Annotated in this window: 17 protein-coding genes; 6 read left to right on the top strand and 11 right to left on the bottom strand. The window is 71.4% G+C overall.

Features of this window, described 5'->3' with window-relative positions; genetic code table 11:
- Nucleotides 1–17: 17 nt before the first annotated feature.
- Nucleotides 18–578, bottom strand: coding sequence for a MaoC/PaaZ C-terminal domain-containing protein (locus D9R14_RS00645; RefSeq protein WP_121621365.1), 561 nt, complete (start codon nucleotides 576–578; stop codon nucleotides 18–20).
- The gene (gene ychF, locus D9R14_RS00640) at nucleotides 550–1,647 is read right to left on the bottom strand and encodes a redox-regulated ATPase YchF (RefSeq protein WP_121621364.1); all 1,098 of its coding nucleotides are present in this window, start codon (nucleotides 1,645–1,647) and stop codon (nucleotides 550–552) included. Before ychF ends, D9R14_RS00645 begins: the two co-directional genes overlap by 29 nt.
- Nucleotides 1,648–2,011: 364 nt before the next feature.
- Between ychF and mutM the strand changes: the two genes are divergently transcribed.
- Nucleotides 2,012–2,893: a bifunctional DNA-formamidopyrimidine glycosylase/DNA-(apurinic or apyrimidinic site) lyase gene (gene mutM / locus D9R14_RS00635; protein WP_121621363.1), complete on the top strand. Its 882-nt coding sequence runs from the start codon at nucleotides 2,012–2,014 to the stop codon at nucleotides 2,891–2,893.
- Nucleotides 2,894–2,935: 42 nt separating this feature from the next.
- Here the strand turns inward: mutM and D9R14_RS00630 are convergent, their stop codons facing one another.
- Nucleotides 2,936–4,576, bottom strand: coding sequence for an FMN-binding glutamate synthase family protein (locus D9R14_RS00630; protein WP_210210795.1), 1,641 nt, complete (start codon nucleotides 4,574–4,576; stop codon nucleotides 2,936–2,938).
- A 192-nt stretch (nucleotides 4,577–4,768) separates the two neighbouring features.
- Between D9R14_RS00630 and dapF the strand changes: the two genes are divergently transcribed.
- The 3 genes from dapF to ftsY are packed head-to-tail and all read left to right on the top strand — an operon-like array spanning nucleotide 4,769 to nucleotide 7,862.
- A complete protein-coding gene (gene dapF, locus D9R14_RS00625) occupies nucleotides 4,769–5,641 on the top strand; it encodes a diaminopimelate epimerase (RefSeq protein ID WP_121621361.1) in 873 nt (290 codons plus the stop codon).
- 1 nt (nucleotide 5,642) lies between these two features.
- A complete protein-coding gene (gene mtaB / locus D9R14_RS00620) occupies nucleotides 5,643–6,908 on the top strand; it encodes a tRNA (N(6)-L-threonylcarbamoyladenosine(37)-C(2))-methylthiotransferase MtaB (RefSeq protein WP_121621360.1) in 1,266 nt (421 codons plus the stop codon).
- 18 nt (nucleotides 6,909–6,926) lie between these two features.
- Nucleotides 6,927–7,862, top strand: a complete 936-nt coding sequence (ftsY, locus tag D9R14_RS00615) for a signal recognition particle-docking protein FtsY (protein ID WP_121621359.1) — start codon at nucleotides 6,927–6,929, stop codon at nucleotides 7,860–7,862.
- Between the two features lie 3 nt (nucleotides 7,863–7,865).
- Here the strand turns inward: ftsY and D9R14_RS00610 are convergent, their stop codons facing one another.
- From D9R14_RS00610 to D9R14_RS00595, 4 genes are read right to left on the bottom strand one after another with little or no spacing between them, the layout of a single operon-like run.
- The gene (locus tag D9R14_RS00610) at nucleotides 7,866–8,708 is read right to left on the bottom strand and encodes an SAM-dependent methyltransferase (RefSeq protein ID WP_121621358.1); all 843 of its coding nucleotides are present in this window, start codon (nucleotides 8,706–8,708) and stop codon (nucleotides 7,866–7,868) included.
- Nucleotides 8,705–9,760: a glycosyltransferase family 4 protein gene (locus D9R14_RS00605; protein ID WP_245420451.1), complete on the bottom strand. Its 1,056-nt coding sequence runs from the start codon at nucleotides 9,758–9,760 to the stop codon at nucleotides 8,705–8,707. Before D9R14_RS00605 ends, D9R14_RS00610 begins: the two co-directional genes overlap by 4 nt.
- Complete coding sequence (locus D9R14_RS00600) at nucleotides 9,757–10,158, bottom strand: 6-pyruvoyl trahydropterin synthase family protein (protein WP_121621357.1); 402 nt, start codon at nucleotides 10,156–10,158, stop codon at nucleotides 9,757–9,759. Before D9R14_RS00600 ends, D9R14_RS00605 begins: the two co-directional genes overlap by 4 nt.
- A gap of 21 nt (nucleotides 10,159–10,179) precedes the next feature.
- Nucleotides 10,180–11,181, bottom strand: a complete 1,002-nt coding sequence (locus D9R14_RS00595) for a zinc-dependent alcohol dehydrogenase (RefSeq protein WP_121621356.1) — start codon at nucleotides 11,179–11,181, stop codon at nucleotides 10,180–10,182.
- Between the two features lie 36 nt (nucleotides 11,182–11,217).
- Here D9R14_RS00595 and mdoH point away from each other — a divergent pair, with 36 nt between their 5' ends.
- Complete coding sequence (mdoH, locus tag D9R14_RS00590) at nucleotides 11,218–13,068, top strand: glucans biosynthesis glucosyltransferase MdoH (protein WP_394010172.1); 1,851 nt, start codon at nucleotides 11,218–11,220, stop codon at nucleotides 13,066–13,068.
- A gap of 7 nt (nucleotides 13,069–13,075) precedes the next feature.
- On the opposite strand, the gene D9R14_RS00585 is transcribed toward mdoH, so the two are convergent.
- The 3 genes from D9R14_RS00585 to D9R14_RS00575 form a co-directional block, all read right to left on the bottom strand.
- The gene (locus tag D9R14_RS00585) at nucleotides 13,076–13,576 is read right to left on the bottom strand and encodes a DinB family protein (RefSeq protein WP_121621354.1); all 501 of its coding nucleotides are present in this window, start codon (nucleotides 13,574–13,576) and stop codon (nucleotides 13,076–13,078) included.
- Between the two features lie 84 nt (nucleotides 13,577–13,660).
- The gene (locus tag D9R14_RS00580) at nucleotides 13,661–16,171 is read right to left on the bottom strand and encodes a carbohydrate-binding family V/XII (RefSeq protein ID WP_121621353.1); all 2,511 of its coding nucleotides are present in this window, start codon (nucleotides 16,169–16,171) and stop codon (nucleotides 13,661–13,663) included.
- Nucleotides 16,172–16,382: 211 nt separating this feature from the next.
- Entirely contained in the window at nucleotides 16,383–16,637 is a 255-nt protein-coding gene (locus tag D9R14_RS00575; RefSeq protein WP_121621352.1) for a hypothetical protein, read from the bottom strand.
- A 324-nt stretch (nucleotides 16,638–16,961) separates the two neighbouring features.
- On the opposite strand from D9R14_RS00575, the gene aqpZ reads away from it, so the two are divergent.
- A complete protein-coding gene (gene aqpZ, locus D9R14_RS00570; protein ID WP_121621351.1) occupies nucleotides 16,962–17,648 on the top strand; it encodes an aquaporin Z in 687 nt (228 codons plus the stop codon).
- Nucleotides 17,649–17,724: 76 nt separating this feature from the next.
- Here the strand turns inward: aqpZ and D9R14_RS00565 are convergent, their stop codons facing one another.
- A complete protein-coding gene (locus D9R14_RS00565; RefSeq protein WP_121621350.1) occupies nucleotides 17,725–18,174 on the bottom strand; it encodes a BA14K family protein in 450 nt (149 codons plus the stop codon).
- Nucleotides 18,175–18,377 lie beyond the last annotated feature (203 nt).

The following is an 18,377-nucleotide window of genomic DNA, read 5'->3' as shown; positions in this document are numbered from 1 at the left end:
AAGGATGGGAAGAACGGTCAGGCCCGCGCCGTGGCGGCGTCGGGCGCGCGGTACTCGATGGCGGTGGCGAGGGGCCCGAGATAGGTCAGCACGAAGTGCATCACCTCCTCGCCCTCCGGCCGGGCGGCCAGCGCCTGGCGCCGGAACACCGCCCAGCCGGGGCGGTTCGCGCTCGCGCGCACCTCGTCGAGGATGGTGGAGAAGACGATCTCGTCGCCGGGAAAGACCGGCACGATCCAGCGCAGGTCCTTGAAGCCGAAGCCGATGCCGGCGGGCGAGATGGCCTCGGGGGAATCCGGCGGGAAGCCCGATGCGTCGTGTGCGCCGACGAACAGCTTCATCCACACCGCCATGGTGTGCCAGCCGGAGCCGATGAGCTGCCCGTACTGCGACTGCCGCCCCGCCTCCGGGTCGACGTGGAAGGGCAGGGGATCGTACTGGCGCGAGAAGCGCAGCATCTCCTGCTCGGTGAAGACGAAGCGGCCGGTCTCGCGCCGCACGCCGGTTTGCGGCAGGCCGATCAGGTCGCGCTCCTCATCGGAGCCGGGCTCAATTGGCGAAACGGAAGTGCAGCACATCGCCGTCTTGAACCACGTAGTCCTTGCCTTCCAGGCGGAACCGCCCGGCCTCGCGGGCGCCGGCCTCGCCCTTGAACTTCACATAGTCGTCATAGGCCACCGTCTCGGCGCGGATGAAGCCCTTCTCGAAGTCGGAATGGATCACGCCCGCCGCCGCGGGCGCCTTGGTGCCGCGGGTGATGGTCCAGGCGCGTGCCTCCTTCGGCCCCACGGTGAAGTAGGTGACCAGGCTGAGCAGGTCGTAGCCGGCGCGGATCACGCGGTTGAGGCCCGGCTCGTCCAGCTCGATGGCCTCCAGATAGTCCTTCTGCTCCTCGGGCGGCAGCACCGCGATCTCGCTCTCGATCTTGGCCGAGACCACCACCGCCTTCGCGCCTTCCAGCTTCGCCCGCTCGAACACCTGGGCGGAGAGGGAGTTGCCCTCCTTGGCGGACGCCTCCTCCACGTTGCAGACGTAGAGCACGGGCTTGGCCGTCATGAGGCCGAGCGTGCTGAACAGCTTCTCCTCCTCCGGCTTCACCTCGGCCAGGCGGGCCGGCTTGCCCTCGCGCAGCAGAACCAAAGCGCGGGTCATGAGGTCGAGAGTCTCCTTCGCCTCCTTGTCGTTTCCCTTGGCCTTCTTCTCCAGCGCGGCTGCGCGCTTCTCCAGGCTTTCGAGGTCGGCGAGCATCAGCTCGGTCTCGATGGTCTCGATGTCGTCCACCGGCGAAATCTTGCCCTCCACGTGGGTCACGTCGCCGTCCTCGAAGCAGCGCACCACATGGGCGATGGCGTCGCATTCGCGGATGTTGGCGAGGAACTGGTTGCCGAGCCCCTCGCCCTTGGAGGCGCCGCGCACCAGGCCGGCAATGTCCACGAAGGTGAGGCGGGTGGGGATGATGGCGCCCGAGCCGGCGATCTCGGCCAGCGTGTCGAGGCGCGGATCGGGCACCGCCACGTCGCCCACGTTCGGCTCGATGGTGCAGAACGGATAGTTCGCCGCCTGCGCCGCCGCGGTCTGGGTCAGCGCATTGAACAGGGTCGACTTGCCGACATTCGGCAGGCCGACGATACCGCATTTGAAGCCCATGGATCACATCTCGAAACGGTCCGGCGGCGCACGCAACGGGGTGACGATCTCGCTCCCGCCCGCATGCTGGCCGTGGTGAAGGTGCGTGCTGCAGGACAGCACGCACCCGAGGCATGCGCCGCTATTAACGCGGAATTCGAGAAAGCAAAGCCCCTTCGCGCCCGAACCGCCGCGAAAGCGTGCCGTTTGTGCATCGCCTGGGTGCGCTGCACCACACGGCACCCCAGCCGGATGGGTCGCCCGCGGCGCGTCGCGGATGCCGTGTCCGCGCAATCTTGACTTGCACGGTGGCGGGCCGTCCTTACCTTTTCAGGCAGTCGAGTGCGAATCGCGGGGCGAGCGAACCCCGCACCCGAAGGACGAAATGCCCGAACTGCCTGAGGTGGAAACCGTCCGCCGCGGCCTGCTGCCTGTTCTGCAAGGCGCCGTCATTGAGAACGTCGAGGCGCGCCGGCCGGATCTGCGCTGGCCGCTGCCGGAGCACTTCGCCGAGCGCCTCGCCGGCCGCCGCATCGAGGCGGTGGGCCGCCGGGCGAAATACCTGCTGGCGGACCTGTGCGGCGGCGAGGTGCTGATCCTGCATCTCGGCATGTCGGGCTCGATCCGCATCGAGAATGCGCCGGCCCGCGGGCGCATGCCGGCGTTCCACTATCCGCGGGCCGCGGCCGGGCCGCACGACCATGTGGTGTTTCACCTCGCCGGCGGCGCCACCGTCACCTTCAACGATCCGCGCCGGTTCGGCGCGATCCTCATGGTGCCCTACGACCGGCTCGACACCCATCCGCTGCTGCGGGGCCTCGGCCCGGAGCCGCTGGGCAACGGCTTCAATGCCGAGTATCTGGCGCGCGCCTGCGCCAGGAAGCGCACGCCCCTGAAGGCGGCGCTGCTCGACCAGAAGGTGGTGGCCGGCCTCGGCAACATCTATGTGTGCGAGGCGCTGCACCGTGCCGGCCTCTCGCCGCGCCGCTCCGCCCACACCATCGCCACCAAGGAGGGCGGCCCCACCCTGCGGGCCGAGCGGCTCGTCACCGCCATCCGCGACGTGCTCAGGGCGGCGATCCAGGCGGGCGGCTCCTCGCTGCGCGACCACCGGCAGGTGAACGGGGAGCTGGGCTATTTCCAGCATGCCTTCCGGGTCTACGACCGGGAGGGCGCGCCGTGCCCCACGCTTCACTGCAAGGGTCGCATCGAGCGCATGGTGCAGGGCGCGCGCTCCACCTTCTTCTGCGCCACCTGCCAGCGCTGAGCGCGCTGGCACCGCGTGCGCCTGCACCGCGTGCGCCGATCGTCAGGCCGCCCGGCGCGGCCCCACCGCGCGGCGCGGGGCGAAGCTGTCGGCGTCCGCCGCCGCCCATTCGGCGGCGTAGGGGGTGTCGTCCGGGGCGTCGATGAGCGCGTCGGCGGCCAGGAAGGTGTAGAGCCGGTCCAGCGGCTTCACCTCGATCGGGCTCACCCGGTGCCAGACATGGTGCGGCAGCAGATCGCGCGGGTGCTCCAGCCCCGCCGCCGCGATCAGGTCCGCCAGCGCCCCGACCGTGTGGTGGTGGAAGCTCGTCACCCGCTCGGCCTTGTCCTCGATCACCAGGCCGCGCTGGAGGTGGGGGTCGTTGGTGGTGACGCCGGTGGGGCAGGCACCGGTGTGGCAGCGCATGGACATCACGCAGCCGAGCGAGAACATGAAGGCCCGCGCCGCGTTGCACCAGTCGGCGCCGATGGCCATGTTGGCGGCCATGGAGAAGCCCGACACCACCTTGCCCGAGGCGGCAAGGCGCACCTCGGGCCGCAGCCCGGTGCCCACCAGCGCGTTGCGCACCAGGATCAACCCCTCGCGCAGCGGCATGCCCACATGGTCGGCCAGTTCGTGCGGCGCCGCGCCGGTGCCGCCTTCAGAGCCGTCGACGACGACGAAATCCGGCCGGATGCCGGTCTTCAGCATGGCCTTGGCGAGCGCGAACACCTCGCTCGGATGGCCGACGCACAGCTTCAGACCCACCGGCTTGCCGCCGGACAGCTCGCGCAATTGCGCGACGAACTCCATCATCCCGACCGGCGTGGAAAAGGCCGGGTGTCGCGAGGGCGAGATGCAGTCCTCGCCCATGGGAACGCCGCGCGTCTCGGAGATTTCCGGCGTCACCTTGGCGCCCGGCAGCACGCCGCCATGGCCCGGCTTGGCGCCCTGCGAGAGCTTGATCTCGACCATCTTCACCTGATCGAGCAGCGCCCGCTCCTGGAACCGCTCGGGCGAGAATGAGCCGTCCCGGTTGCGGCAGCCGAAATAGCCCGAGCCCAGCTCCCACACGATGTCGCCGCCGTGCTTGCGGTGGTAGGGCGAGAGCCCGCCCTCGCCGGTGTCGTGATAGAAGCCGCCCGCCTTGGCGCCCATGTTCAGCGCCTCGATGGCGTGGCTGCCGAGCGAGCCGAAGCTCATGGCGGAGATGTTCAGCACCGAGGCGGAATAGGGCTTGGCGCAGGCCGGACCGCCGATGCTCACGCGGAACGGCTCCTCGCTGACCGGGGTGGGCGCCAGCGAATGGGTCATCCACTCGTATTCGGCGGCATAGGTGTCGAGTTCGGTGCCGAACGGCTGGCGGTCTTCCTCGTTCTTCGAGCGGGCATAGACCAGCGAACGGTCGTCGCGGTTGTAGGGCTGGCCCGAGAGGTCGTCCTCCATGAGGTACTGGCGCAGATACGGCCGCACTGCCTCGAAGATCCAGCGCACCGAGCCGATGAGCGGATAGTTGCGCAGCAGCGAGTGGTTCGGCTGGGTGATGTCGAACACCCCCACCATGGCGAGGGTGAAGAACACGCAGAAGGCGAAGATGAAGACGTGCTCGGTGACGAAGGACAGGATGAGGCTGATGAGCGCGCCGGCAATCACGAAAATGAACACGCCGTAGCGCCGCGCGAGCGCCTTGTTGCTCTCGTCCATCCACTCGCCCATGGGGGTCCTCCCGATTTTGGCGGCTAAGCTATCCGAGCCGGCGGCGGATGGCACGCTGCCGTGCGGCATGGCGGCCGGTGCCCCCGCCTTTGGCGGCGGGGGTGGCGCCGCGTCGGGCTTGCGCCATATAAGGGGCTGGGCGCAAGCGCGCCTTTCCCTGTCTCGCGTGCCGGCCCGCTCATGGATTCCCTCGCCCATCGCCCCTTCGTGAAGATGAACGGCCTCGGCAACGAGATCCTGGTGCTGGACCTGCGCGCCGATCCGGTGGCGGTCGCGCCCGCGGCGGCGCGGGCGCTGGCGCGGCGCGAGGCGCTGCCGTTCGACCAGGCGATGGTGCTCTATCCGCCGCGCCGGCCGGACACGTCCGCCTTCGTGCGCATCCTGAATTCCGACGGCTCGGCCTCCGCCGCCTGCGGCAACGGCACGCGCTGCATCGCCGCGCTTGAAGCCGAGGCCACCGGCTCCGGCCACGTGCGGTTCGAGAGCGAGGCCGGCCTGCTCGACTGCCGCGTCCATGCCGATGGAACGGTGACGGTGGACATGGGCGCGCCGCGCTTTTCCTGGCGCGACATCCCGCTGGCGCGCGATGTGGACGACACCTCCGCCGTGACGATTGCCGGTTTCGAGCAGTTCGGACCCGCGAGCCTCCTCAGCATGGGCAATCCCCATGCCGTCTTCTTCGTGCCTGACGCCGACGCGGTGGACGTGGAAGGCCTCGGCGCGGCGCTGGAGCATCACCCCTTGTTCCCCGAGCGCGCTAACATCTCGTTCGCCAGCCTCACCGGGCCGGACGCGATCCTGCTCCATGTGTGGGAGCGCGGCGCCGGGCGCACCCGCGCCTGCGGCACCGCCGGCTGCGCCACCGCGGTCGCCGCCGCCCGCACGGGTCGCACCGGGCGCACGGTGAGCGTCCGGCTTCCGGGCGGCCTGCTCGGCATCGAGTGGCGGCCGGGCGACGATGGCCGGGAAAGTGGCCACGTGCTCATGACCGGGCCGGTGGAGCGCGAGTTCTCCGGCCTGATCACCCCCGCCATGCTGGGCGAGGCGGCCTGAGATGACCGCCCCCGAAGTCCTGAGCTTCGGCTGCCGCCTTAACGCGCTCGAAGGCGACGCACTGCGCGCCATGGCTGCCGAAGCGGGCCTGAAGCGCACCCTCGTCGTCAATACCTGCGCGGTGACCGCCGAGGCGGTGCGCCAGGCGCGCCAGGCGATCCGCCGCGCCAAGCGGGCCGATCCGGACCTCGGCGTGATCGTCACCGGCTGCGCGGCGCAGACCGATCCGGAGGCGTTCGCCCGCATGGCCGAGGTGGCCGCCGTGGTCGGCAATGGCGAGAAGGTGCGGCGGCAGACCTGGGACGCCCTCGCGCAGGCGCCCGATTTCGGCCTTGCCGGCGAGGCGCAGGTACGCGTCGGCGACATCATGGCGGTGCGCGAGACCAGTCCCCATCTCGCCGACCGATTTTCGGCCCATACCCGCGCCTTCGTCGAGGTGCAGAACGGCTGCGACCATCGCTGCACCTTCTGCATCATCCCCTACGGCCGGGGAAATTCCCGCAGCGTGCCCATGGGCGCCGTGGTCGCCCAGGTGCGCCGGCTGGTGGAGGCGGGCCATGCGGAGGTGGTGCTGACCGGCGTCGACCTCACCTCCTACGGCGCCGATCTTCCCGGCGCGCCGACGCTCGGGCGGCTCGCCCGCACGATCCTGCGCCAGGTGCCCGAACTTTCGCGCCTGCGCCTCTCTTCCATCGACGCGCTGGAGGCGGACCGCGAGCTGAAGGCGGCGCTGGCTGAGGAGGCGCGGCTCATGCCGCACCTGCATCTCTCGCTCCAGGCAGGAGACGATTTGATCCTGAAGCGCATGAGGCGCCGGCACTCGCGCGCCGAGGCGCTGGCCTTCGTCGCCGAGCTTCGCCGCCTGCGACCCGGCGTGGTGCTGGGCGCCGATCTGATCGCCGGCTTTCCCACCGAGACCGAGGCGCAGTTCCGCGCCACCCTCTCGCTGGCGGAGGAGGCGGGGCTCGCCTTCCTCCACGCCTTCCCGTTCTCGCCCCGTCCCGGCACGCCCGCCGCGCGCATGCCGCAGGTCGCGCCGGCCGAGATCGCCCAACGCGCCCGGCGCCTGCGCGCCAAGGGCGCGGACCTGCTGCGCCGTCACCTTTCCGCCGAGGTGGGCGCGCGCCGCACGGTGCTGGTGGAGGCGGGCGGGCGCGGCCATACGGAGCACTTCACGCCGGTGCGCCTGGCGCGGGAGCTGCCGCGCGGCAGCCTCCACGCGCTGCGCGTCGCCGGCCACGATGGCACGCGCCTGATCGCCGCCTGATCCATTTAAGGAAGACCGATGAGCGGAGAGGAAAAGACCGGCGGCTTCTGGAGCCGCCTCGCCAAGGGGCTGACCCGCACCGCCGCGTCGCTGAGCCAGGGCATCGGCGACCTCGTCACCAAGCGCAAGCTCGACGCCGCGACGCTGGAGGACCTGGAAGACATCCTGATCCGCGCCGACCTCGGCACCAAGACCGCCGCGCGCATCGTCGAGAGCGTGGGCGCGGGCCGGCACGACAAGGAGATTTCGGCGGAGGAGGTGAAGGGCCTCATCGCTCGCGAGGTGGAGGCGATCCTCACCCCGGTGGCGCAGCCTCTGGTGGTGGACGGGGCACACAAGCCCTTCATCGTGCTCATGGTGGGGGTCAACGGCTCGGGCAAGACCACCACCATCGGCAAGCTCGCCTCCCAGTGGCGCGCCGAGGGCCGGAAGGTGCTGCTGGCGGCGGGCGACACGTTCCGCGCCGCGGCCATCGAGCAGCTCAAGGTCTGGGGCGCGCGCACCGGGGCCCAGGTGATCGCCCGCGAGCCGGGCGCGGACGCCGCCGGCGTCGCCCACGACGCCATCACCACCGCGCGCGCGAGCGGCGCCGACGTGCTTCTGATCGACACCGCCGGCCGGCTCCAGAACCGCGCCGAACTGATGGCGGAGCTGGAGAAGGTGGTGCGCGTCATCAAGAAGTTGGAGCCCTCGGCGCCCCACGCGGTGCTGCTGGTGCTCGACGCCACCGTGGGCCAGAACGCGCTGTCCCAGGTGGAAGCGTTCGAGCGGGTGGCCGGCGTCACCGGCCTCGTCATGACCAAGCTCGACGGCACGGCGCGCGGCGGAATCCTGGTGGCGATCGCGGCGAAGCACGGCCTGCCGGTCCACCTGATCGGGGTAGGGGAGGGCGCGGACGACCTCCAGCCCTTCGCCGCCCGCGACTTCGCCCGTGCCATCGCCGGGCTGGACTGAGCCTCAGCGCGACGGCCGGGCGAACAGGTCCAGATGGCCGATGCGGCAGGAGGCGGCCTGCCGTCGTGCGGCCTGCCATGACGCGAGAGCGTCCGGGTCGACGCCGCCCTGTTCGCGCGCCGCGCCGGCCGTGCCGTCCGCCAGGGCGGCGATCAGCGCGCGGTCGCCCGGGCCGAGCCGCCAGGGGCTCTCGTCCACCATCACCGCATGGCCTGAAGCGGTGAGCGCCCCGGCCAGGATCGCTGCCGCCTCGGGGCCGGCGGCGCGGCCGAAGCCCTTGTCGCGCGCCTGATGGGCCTTGAAGGCGGCATGCACCGCCAAGTCGGCCGGATGGGGCGGGAGCCATTCGTCCGCCCCGTCGCAGGTGAGCGCCGCGTGCACCATCACCCCCGCGTCCGCCATGGCCGCGGCGAAGGCGCGGCACCAGTCGGCCGAGGCGAGGTCGAAGAAGGCCGAGGCGGTGACCAAGTCGGGCGCGAAGGCGAGCGGCGCCGCAGGGTCGGCGGCAAGGTCGGCGGCGGCGAAGGAAACGCGGAGCGCCCGGCCACCCCAATCGAGCACGAGGTCCGCGCCGTCGTCCCGCGCCGCGTCGGCCTGGGCGGACAGGCGCGCCCGCGCGGCGGCGGCGAGCGCCGGGTCGTGGTCCATCAGCACCCAGTGCTGGCGCGGGCCGAGCAGCGGGGCGAGCGCGCGCAGGCTGGCGCCGGTGCCGGCGCCGAGATCGCAGATGCGCGGCTCGACCAGATGCGCCAGCGCGGCAGCCACGGCGCCGTCGATGGCCGGGCTGCGGGCGCGCCGGTCGGCGGTCTCGCGCAGCGCGAGCCAGTCGGGCGAGAAGCCGCTCATCGTCTGTCTCCAGCGACGCGCGTGAGGGTCGCGGCGATGGCGCGCGCGCCGTCCGCCCATGTGGGCAGCGCCGCGCCGGCGGCGAAGGCCGCGTCCGCGAGGCGGCAGCGCAGGGCGCGGTCGGCGATCACCGCGCGCAGCGCCTCGGCCAGGGCGCCGGCATCGCCCGGCGGCACCTTCAGGCCGGCGCCGTCCGGCACCGTCTCGGCGGCCGCCCCGCCGGTGGTGCAGACCACGGGCAGGCCGCGCTTCAGCGCCTCCGCCAGCACCATGCCGTAGCCTTCATAGAGCGAGGGGTGAACGAAGATGTCGGCCTCCTGGTAGAGCCGGTCCAGCGCGTCCGCCGGCAGCGCGCCGAGCAGGCGCACGCGCCCTTCCGGCAGCGCCTCGGCCTGCGCGCGGATATCGGCGGCGGTCGCGGGATCGAGGGTAAGCGAGCCGGCGATCGCGAGCGAGAAGGGCAGGTCGCCGAGCCGCGCCAGCGCCTCCAGCAACACGCCATACCCCTTGCGCGGGATCGCCGAGCCGATGGCGAGAAGGCGCGGCGGATCGCCACTCCCCGGCGCGCGGGGGGCATCCTGCGTGCCCGGCAGAGCGAGCGTGATGGCGCAGGCGGACACGCCGAAATCCGCCGCGAGCGTGCGCGCGGTGGCGGGCGCCGTCACCACCACCGCGCGGCATTGCGCCAGCGCCGCGCGCTCGCTCTCGGCGAGGTGCGCGCGGGTCGCATCGCCAAGGCCGCTCTCCAGCGCCAGCGGATGGTGCACAAGGCCGACGATGGGCCGTTCGAGCGCAGCGAGCCCGGCAGCCGGCAGCACGCCGAGCGCGAGGCCGTCCACCAGCAGCACCGTGTCCGGTGCCGTCGCCCGGAGGCGGGCAAATGCCTCATCCACGGCGGCGCGCTCAGGGAACGGAAAGCCATCGCCCAGCGGCAGCGGGGCGATGTCGAGGCCGAGCGCCTGTAGCTCCGCCAGCATCCGCCGGTCATAGGCATAGCCGCCGGTGGGGGTCGCAAGATCGCCGGGAAAGGCGAGGACCGCGCGCACGCTCACGAAAGCGCAGCCTCGTAGGCGGCCCGCGCCACATGGGATTCGTGCAGCGTCACCTTGATGCGGGCGATGCCGTCGCCGCCCGTGCCGAGCGCGCCGGTGCGCGCGGCCTCGGCCATGCGGTCGAAGACGTGGCGGCAGAGCACCTCGGTGGTGGTGTTGCGGCCGGCGAAGTCCGGCACCTCATCGAGGTTCTGGTAGTTCAGCGGGCCGAGGATGGCCTTGAGCGCCTCGTGGGCGCGGCCGATGTCCACCACCACCCCCTCGGGCGTCAGGTCGGGCCGGAAGAAGGCGACGTCCACCACGAAGGTGGCGCCGTGCAGCTTCTGCGCGGGGCCGAAGAGGTCGCCCTTGAAGCTGTGGGCGATCATGATGTGGTCCCGCACCTCGACCGAATACATGAGGCGGTTCTCCCTGTTGCGTCAGTAGCGGATGACGGTGGCGATGCCCGGCGCGCCCTCGCCGAGAATACGGCCGAGGCGGGCGGGAAGATCATCGAACGCCACCTCGTCGGTGATGAGCGCATCGAGCCGCTCGTCCGCAAGGAGCGCCAGCGCCATGGCGCGGCGGCGGGCGAAATCCCAGCGCGGCCGGCGCGCCGTGGGCACCGAGCCCACCTGCGAGGAGACGAGGGCGATGCGCCTGGAATGGAAGGCCCCGCCGAGCCCCACGCTCACCTTCCGGTCGCCATACCAGCTCATCTCGATGAGCCGCGCCTCCTGGCCGCAGCAGCCGACGGCGGCTTCGAGGCCGGCGGCGGTGGCGGAGGTGTGGAACACCACGTCGGCGTCGGCGCGCCCGTCCGGCTCCGCCCGCCAGCGGGCGCCGAGCGCGGCGGCGATGCCGGCGCGGGCGGGATCGGGATCGATCGCCGTGACCTCGGCCCCCGGCAGGCGTGCGGCGAGGAAGGCCACCAGCAGGCCCACGAGCCCCGCCCCAACCACGACGATGCGGTCTCCGGCGCCCGCGCCGCTGTCCCAGAGCGCGTTGAGCGCGGTCTCCATATTGGCGGCGAGCGTCGCCCGGCGGGCCGGAACGCCCTCCGGCACCGGCGTCGCCAGCGCGGCGGGCACGCGGAACCGGTCCTGGTGCGGGTGGAGCGCGAACACGTCGCGGCCGACGAGGTTCGGCGGGCCGTCCTCCACCCGGCCGACGGCGCAGTAGCCGTACTTCACGGGGAAGGGAAACTCGCCCTCCTGCATCGGCGCGCGCATGGCCGCGCGATGGGCCGCATCGTTCAGCCCGGCGAAGACGAGGCGCTCGGTGCCGCGGCTGACCGCGCTCCAGCGCGTGGCGACGAGGAGCTCGCCCGGCCCGCCTTCGGGCAGCGGCGCGGCGCGGATCTCCGCCTGTGCCGGTGCCACGTACCACACGGCGCGCGCTTGCCCGATGTTGCGGCATTCTGCCGCAGTCTCCGCCGTCATGCCGCCGTCCCCGTACTGCTGGAGTGCGCTGCAACGTTGCCACGGGCGGTTCGGATCCCGGGCGCACGGGAGTATCCCATGTCGTTTCGCCCGGATCTGCAATCGCCCGCCTCGTTCCCCCCGTCCGCCCGCGCCTCCCGTGCCGAGGTGGCCACGCTCGCCTGGCGCCGCCGCTTCATGCTGGCCGCCAACGGGGCGACGCTGGCGGCGGTGGGCGCGGCCACGGCCTTCGTGCTGGCGCAGGACGGTTTCACGCTCATCGACGGCCTCGTCCTCCTGTGCGCTCTGGCCATAACGCCCTGGCACGCGCTCGGGTTCTGGAACGCGGCGGTCGGCCTCGCTTTGCGCCACCGCCGGCGCGACGGGGTCGTGGCCGCCGCGCCGTTCCTCGACGCGCCGGCGCCGCCCCATGCGGGCACCCGCGTCGCGATCCTCATGACGCTGCGCAACGAGGACCCGGCCCGCGCCATCGCCCGGCTGCGGGCTGTGAAGGCGGACCTCGACGCCACCGCGCTCGCGCCGATCTTCGACTACCACCTCCTCTCCGACACGTCGCTGCCCGAGGTCGCGGCGGAAGAGGAGGCGCTGGTGGCCTCCTGGCGGGCGCAGGAGGGGGCGGCGCACGTCTTCTACCGACGCCGGCTCTCCAATGCCGGCTTCAAGGCCGGCAACATCCGCGATTTCCTGGAGGCCCACGGCGCGCCCTACGAGTTCATGCTGCCGCTCGACGCCGACAGCCTGATGGGCGCCGGCACTATCCTGAACATGCTCGGCATCCTGCAGGCGCATCCGCGCATGGGCATCCTGCAGAGCCTCGCGGTGGGGCTGCCGGCGACCAGCGGCTTCGCCCGCCTGTTCCAGTTCGGCATGCGCGCCGGCATGCGCTGCTACACGCTCGGCGCCACCTGGTGGGCGGGCGACTGCGGGCCCTATTGGGGGCACAACGCGCTGATCCGCGTCGCCCCGTTCCGCGCCTTCTGCCACCTGCCGGACCTGCCCGGCGCGCCGCCCTTCGGCGGGCCGATCCTTTCGCACGACCAGATGGAAGCGGTGCTGATGCGCCGCGCCGGCTTCGAGGTGCGGGTGCTGCCGGTGGAGGCCGAGAGCTATGAGGAGAACCCTCCGGCCGCCACCGACTTCATCACCCGCGATTTGCGCTGGTGCCTCGGCAACCTGCAATATGTGAAGCTGCTCGGCCTGCCGGGCCTTGCCCCCATGAGCCGGTTCCAGCTTCTGTGGGCGATCCTCATGTTCGCCACCGTGCCGGCCCTGCCGCTGGCGCTCGCGCTGGTTCCGCTCGCAGCGTCCGAGGCGACGGCCGGCGACGACTTTCCGGCCGGGCTCGCGGCGGCGATCTATGGCGTCCTGCTCCTGATGTCGCAGGCGCCGAAGCTTGCCGGCTGGATCGACGTGGCGCTGACCCCCGGCGGGGCGGCGCGCTACGGCGGAGCCAAGCGGTTCGCCGTCTCGGCGGCGATGGAGCTTGTCTTCTCCTTCCTGCTCTCCGCGCTCACGTCCCTGGCGGTGACGATGCTGCTGGCGCGGCTCGCGCTCGGGCGGGTGGCGGCGCGCTGGGGCGGGCAGGCGCGCGACGGCCACGCGGTGCCGCTCGGGCTCGCGGTGCGGCAATTCTGGGGGCCGACGCTGTTCGGCCTGGCGGTCGCCGCCGGGCTGGCGGCGGTGGCGCCGGCGCTGCTCCTGTGGCTCGCGCCGCTCCTCGCCGGCTATGTGCTCGCCATCCCGTTCGTGGTGGCCACCGCCGACCCGCGCTTCGGCGCCTGGCTGACGGCGCGCGGCCTCGCGGCGACGCCGGAGGAGCGCGATCCGCCGGACGTGCTGCTGCGCCTGCGCGGTGCGACGGTGGAGGGCCTGGAGCAGGCGGCCTGAGCGTTCTCTAGCTTTGCGCCTCGCGCTGGAAAGCGATCAGGTCGAGCGAGGGTGCTGCCGCCCGCCCGCCCAACTGGGTCAGGAGTGCGTGCGCCTGGCCTCGATGGTGGGTCTGATGGTTGAAGACATGGTCCAGCGCGCTTGAAAGCGCCTGGGTGAAGATGCGCCCGGAGCTGTTGGCATAGGACAGCGTGCCGTCGAGCCGCTCCGGCATCAGCCTCTCGGCGAAGTCGATGATCCGGGCGTCCTCGGCCGCGCGCAGCCCCCGCAGGGCGGCGAGGTCGGTTTCCAGCATGGTGTCGAGCGCCGGCTGCGGTCCGTCCGTGCCCTCGAACCGGGCGAGCCAGATGCGATCCGCCACCACGAGATGGTTCAGCGTGCCGATGAGCGAGCCGAAGAAGGCGCCCATGGGCCGCGCGCAGGCCTGCGGCCCGAGCACCGCCGCGGCGTCGTAGAGCCGGGCATTGGCCCAGGCATTGTAGGCGGCAAGGGTCCGATAGGCGCGCATGGAGCGTCTCCGCACGGGCTGAAACGAAGAGGGCGCGCCGAACGGTGCCGGCACGCCCGATGTTCAGGACGATGCGAGCGGCGTTCAGCGCCGGCCGCCGAAGCCCCCGCCGAAGCCGCCGCCGAAATGGCCGCCGCCGCCCCAGCCGCCGCCGCCGAAGCCGCGGTCGAAGCCGCCGGAGCCGAAGCGGTCGTCGCCGCCCCAGCTCCCGCCACCCCAGCGGTCGCCGCCGCCGCCGTAGCTGTCGGTGCGCTGCTGGCCCCAGGAGCGGGCCTGGTTCTCGTTGTCGAGGCCGGAACTGTCGAAGTCGCGGCCCATGTTCTGCCAGCCGGACGAGGTGGCGCGGCTCCAGCCGCTGTCCGAGTGCTGGTAGACGTTGCCGTTGTGGTCGGCGACCACCTTGCCGTTGTCCCACGCCACCGCGTTGCCGGTCTTCGCGTTGCCGGCGACGCCGCGGCTGTCCACATTGACGTTGCCGTGATTGTCGGTCACGGCGGTCTGCGAGGCGTGATAGGTGCCGGTGGTGGGGTTCGCGCCGGTGGATTCACGGCCCGCCGCCGCGGTGCCGCGATAGACGTTGCCGTCCGCCGCCGCCGCGGACTGGCCGCGTGCGCCGGTGGCGGGGTTGTAGCGCGCATTCTCGCGGTTCGCCGCCCAGTTGCCCGAATAGGGGTTGAAGGCGGCGGCCGAGCGGCCGGTGAAGGCGGTGCCGTTGGCGGTGTGGCCGGCCCAGTTGCGGCCCGACCATTCGGTCCCGTTCCAGGTGGTGCCCCAGGCGTGGTTCACCGTGGCGGCGCCGCCCCAGCGGCCATAGAGGTTGGCCTGGTTGACGTTGGTATAGCCCCAGTGGCCACCCCACGGGCCGTAGGGCCCATAGGGTCCGTACGGACCGTAATGCCAATAGGGCCCCCAATAGGGGCCGACCGCCGCGCCCCAGCCCCAGCCGGCGGCGAAGCCGAAGGCGAAGCCGTCCACCGCGCCGAGCGCGAAGCCAGCGCCGAGCCCGTAGGTGACGGGGCAGGCGATCCAGTAGGTGCCCACATAGCCCGGGCAATTGTAGCCCGTGCCGTAGACCACCGTGCCGCCGGGCGCGACGACGACGCCCATGTAGCCGGGCGTGTAGCCCACCACCACGGTGTCCGGCGTGACGGCATAGACCCGCACATAGGTCACGTAGTGCATCGGGGAGGAGACCGGGATGGTGTAGATCACGTCCGGCACCACGGTCGCCACCTTCCATGGGCCGATGGCCGAGGTGGCGGCGAACCAGGTGCCGTTGTGCACCGCGTAGAAACGCTGGGCATCGAGCTGGATCACCGGGGTCGGCGAGTTCTTCGCGTAGGACAGGCTGGTGCCGGGGATCGCCTCGAACACGGGCGGGCCGCCATCATAGCTCACGGTGATGGCGAGATCGCGCTTGACGGTGGCGGTCTGCGGGATGGTGGCGGCGATCGCCGCCTCCTTGGCCTGCGGGGTGCCGGCCACCGAGACCAGCACGTTGGCCTTGGGATCGTTGGGGTTGATCTTGGCGAAGTCGGCAGGCAGCGCGTTCGCGGCGACGAAGGTCCACGGCCCGTTGAGGCTGGTCGCCTTGAACCAGCGGCCCGAGATCAGGACGTAATAGGAATTCGAGCTGGTCTCCATGAACACCGCATGGTCGGCATTGTTCATGGCGAGCAGGTTCGGCGCCCCGGTCACCGGCAGCATCTGCGCCTGGCCGTCGGACTGGATCAGTTCGGTGGGCACGGTGGAGACCACGATCGCCGGCGGCGGGGTGATCGGCTTGCCCTCCTGCGACAGCAGCGGGTCCGCCGCCTGCTGCTTGTTGGCGATCTCGCCGGCGGCGGTCAGCGCGTCGGTGACCTTGGGCGTCACGACCCAGGGACCGTCGATGCCGGTCGCCTCGTACCAGGTGCCGGCGGCCTGGAGATGGTAGGTGCCGGCCTCGTCGAGCAGCAGCAGCGGCCGGGTGTTTACCACCCGCTGGAAGCCCACCACGCCTTGGATCGGCTTGAGCACCGGCTTGCCCGCCACCGGCACCAGGACGGTCGCGGTGGTGGTGAAGACGATCTTCGGCGGGGTGTTGTCCACCGGCTGGCTCTTCAGCGACGCCAGTTCCTTGTTGACCGCATAGCTCGCCTGGAGCTGGTCCAGTGGCACGGACATGCCGCCTTCGGGCAGGCGGGACTGGAGCGCACTCCGGATCACCGGCGCCTTGTCCGGCGCGGTCGGCACCTCGACGCCGGTGATGGAGAAGGACGCCACGTGCACGACGCCCGCCGGCTTGTCCACCGCCACGCGGCTGGTGAAGCGTAGCATGCCGTAGGTCGGGGCGCCGTTCTTCGGGCCGATCGCGACGGCGGCACGGCCGCTCATTACGTCGCCCTGCCAGTCGTCCACCTGCGGCTGATAGAGCTGAAGCACGGTGTCGCCGGAAAGGTCGAACGTGCGCGGCCAAGTGGGCGGGCCGGCGAAGACGTCCGTCTGCCCCTGCTGTGCCTGTGCCTGTGCCTGCTGGGCCGTCGCCGAGGGCGCCTGCAGCGCCATCGCGAAGGCGACCACCGTTGCCGTGCTCAAGGCCGTGAGCCGAACCATGGTGTTCCTCCAAATCCGCACAAGGCGGAGCGGCGGAGACCTACCATGTTCCGACTGAATCGTCAGCAGCGCCGCATGGCCACACTGACCCAAGGTGAGATGACGCAAAGAAAAACCCGGCCCCTTTCGGGGCCGGGCTATGGCGCCAGGCACTAAACGCAAGTTGCGGGGGGAAATGCGTCCGTGTGTCTGGTTCCATTCCGAAAACGGGTCAGAGCTCGGAGCAGGGGCGGCGCCATTTCAGGCGCGGGCCGGAGGCCGTGGCGACCCAAACCTTCCGAAGTCCGCAGGCCGGCGTCAGGCTCGCGCCGGAAGGGCCGACGGGCTCACCGATCTTCTGCACCGAGGGTGTGGAGCGTGCCGCGGCTTCCGCCGCCGGCTGGAGCGCTTCGGCGATGGTGCCGAAGCCCACCGACCCCGCGACCAGCACCGCCGCGGCGACACCGATCACGACCGACTTCGACATGAGAACACCTGCGGCATGGATGCACCTGGCAGTTTGCGGCCGATCAATGCGGCCGGGATGCGGAGGGTTCTAATGGGCGGTTACGGAACCCAATCTGAACCGCGCCTTTAGCTGCCCTTCACTTTCATGAACGCGGGCGGCCGCGTGTGTTCATGAACGGTTCATCCGTGCCCCTGCGCGCGTGCGGAGCCGGATACCTAGGCATCCGCCTTCTTTTCTCAGCCAGCTCTTCTCCACCGAAGGTTTCGCCCAAGGATTGGATGGTCCTTGATCTTGCGTGCGCTGAAGCTTAAGCGCGATAGAGGGTAGCAAGGGGGACGTCACATGAAGAAGTACGTCGCTGAGTTCATCGGCACCGCTGTGCTGGTCCTGTTCGGGTGCGGCTCGGCCGTGCTCACCGGCTATGGCAGCGCGCCCATCGGCATGCTCGCCATCGCCTTCGCCTTCGGCCTCGCGGTCACCGCCATGGCCTACGGCATCGGGCATGTGTCCGGCTGCCACATCAATCCCGCGGTCACGCTCGGGGTCTGGGCGGCGGGCCGCCTGCCCACTTCCGAGGTGCCCCTCTATTGGATCTCCCAGGTGCTCGGCGGCGTCGCCGGCGCGGCGATCCTGTACGTGATCGCCTCCGGCAAGCTCGCGGGCTTCGATGTCGGCACCGCCGGCCTCGGACAGAACGGCTGGGGCGCGAACTATCTCGGCGGCTACGGGATCGGCGCCGCCATCCTCGCGGAACTGGTGGGGACCTTCGTGTTCCTGGTGGTGATCCTCGGCTCCACTTCGAAGGCGGGCATCACCCAGGCAGCCGGTCTCGCCATCGGCCTGTCGCTCGTGATGATCCACATCGTGTTCATCCCGGTGACGGGCGTGTCGGTGAACCCGGCCCGCTCCATCGGCCCGGCGCTGTTCGCGGGCGGGCAGGCCATCGCGCAGCTGTGGCTGTTCATCGTCGTGCCGCTGGTGGGGGCGTTCCTGGCCGGGCTGCTGTTCCGCCACCATTTCCCGGACTGAGCGCCGGAATCGCGAAGGGCGGACGCATGGCGCCCGCCCTTCTTTCAAGATCGTCTTTCAGTCCGCCTGTCGCCGGTCAGGGGCAGGGATGCTGCCGCCCGTCATAGCCTGTATAGGTGCCGGTTCGCGGGTTGTAGGACTTGAAGCGCGACATGCAGTAGGCGACCGGGTCGCCATAGCCGCTGTTGTTGCTGTTGGCGGCGGCCGCCGCCGCAGCGCCGAGCGCAAGCCCGGCCACCGCCGCTCCGACCCAGGCGCCGTTGTTGTTGTAGTACCAGCCGCCATTGCGCCAGTAGGGGCGTCCCCAGCGGGGATGATAGCCCGGCCGCGGGCCTACCCAGCGGCGCGGCGGCACGGGCCGAACCCCCGGTCGCGGCCTCGGCCTGTACTGGACTTCATCGGGCCCCACGGCGGCGGCGGAAAGCCCGCCGGGCGCGGCACGAAGCGGCTGGGCGGCGACAGGTGCGGCGAGAGTGGCCGCCATCGTGGCACTCAACAGGAGTGCCAGTGCGTTGTTTTTTCTCATAAACTCTCTCTCCTTGCCGAAGGCGTGCAAGCCTTGTCCAGAAGAGGTAACGGCCGGCGCCGCGAGAGGTTCGATGACCTCACGTCACCGTGAACAGCTGCCCCCAACCCTTTCGCGGGCGGCCCGGTGCTGCCATGTGATGGTGTCAGGCGGTTCCGGTCTTTCGTCGCGGGGACGCGGAAGTATCGGATGTCGACAGCACA

This window comes from Xanthobacter tagetidis (genome assembly GCF_003667445.1).
Taxonomy (GTDB): Bacteria; Pseudomonadota; Alphaproteobacteria; order Rhizobiales; family Xanthobacteraceae; genus Xanthobacter; species Xanthobacter tagetidis.
Note: the sequence above shows the minus strand (reverse complement) of the source record. Positions and strands in the feature narration are given on the sequence as shown.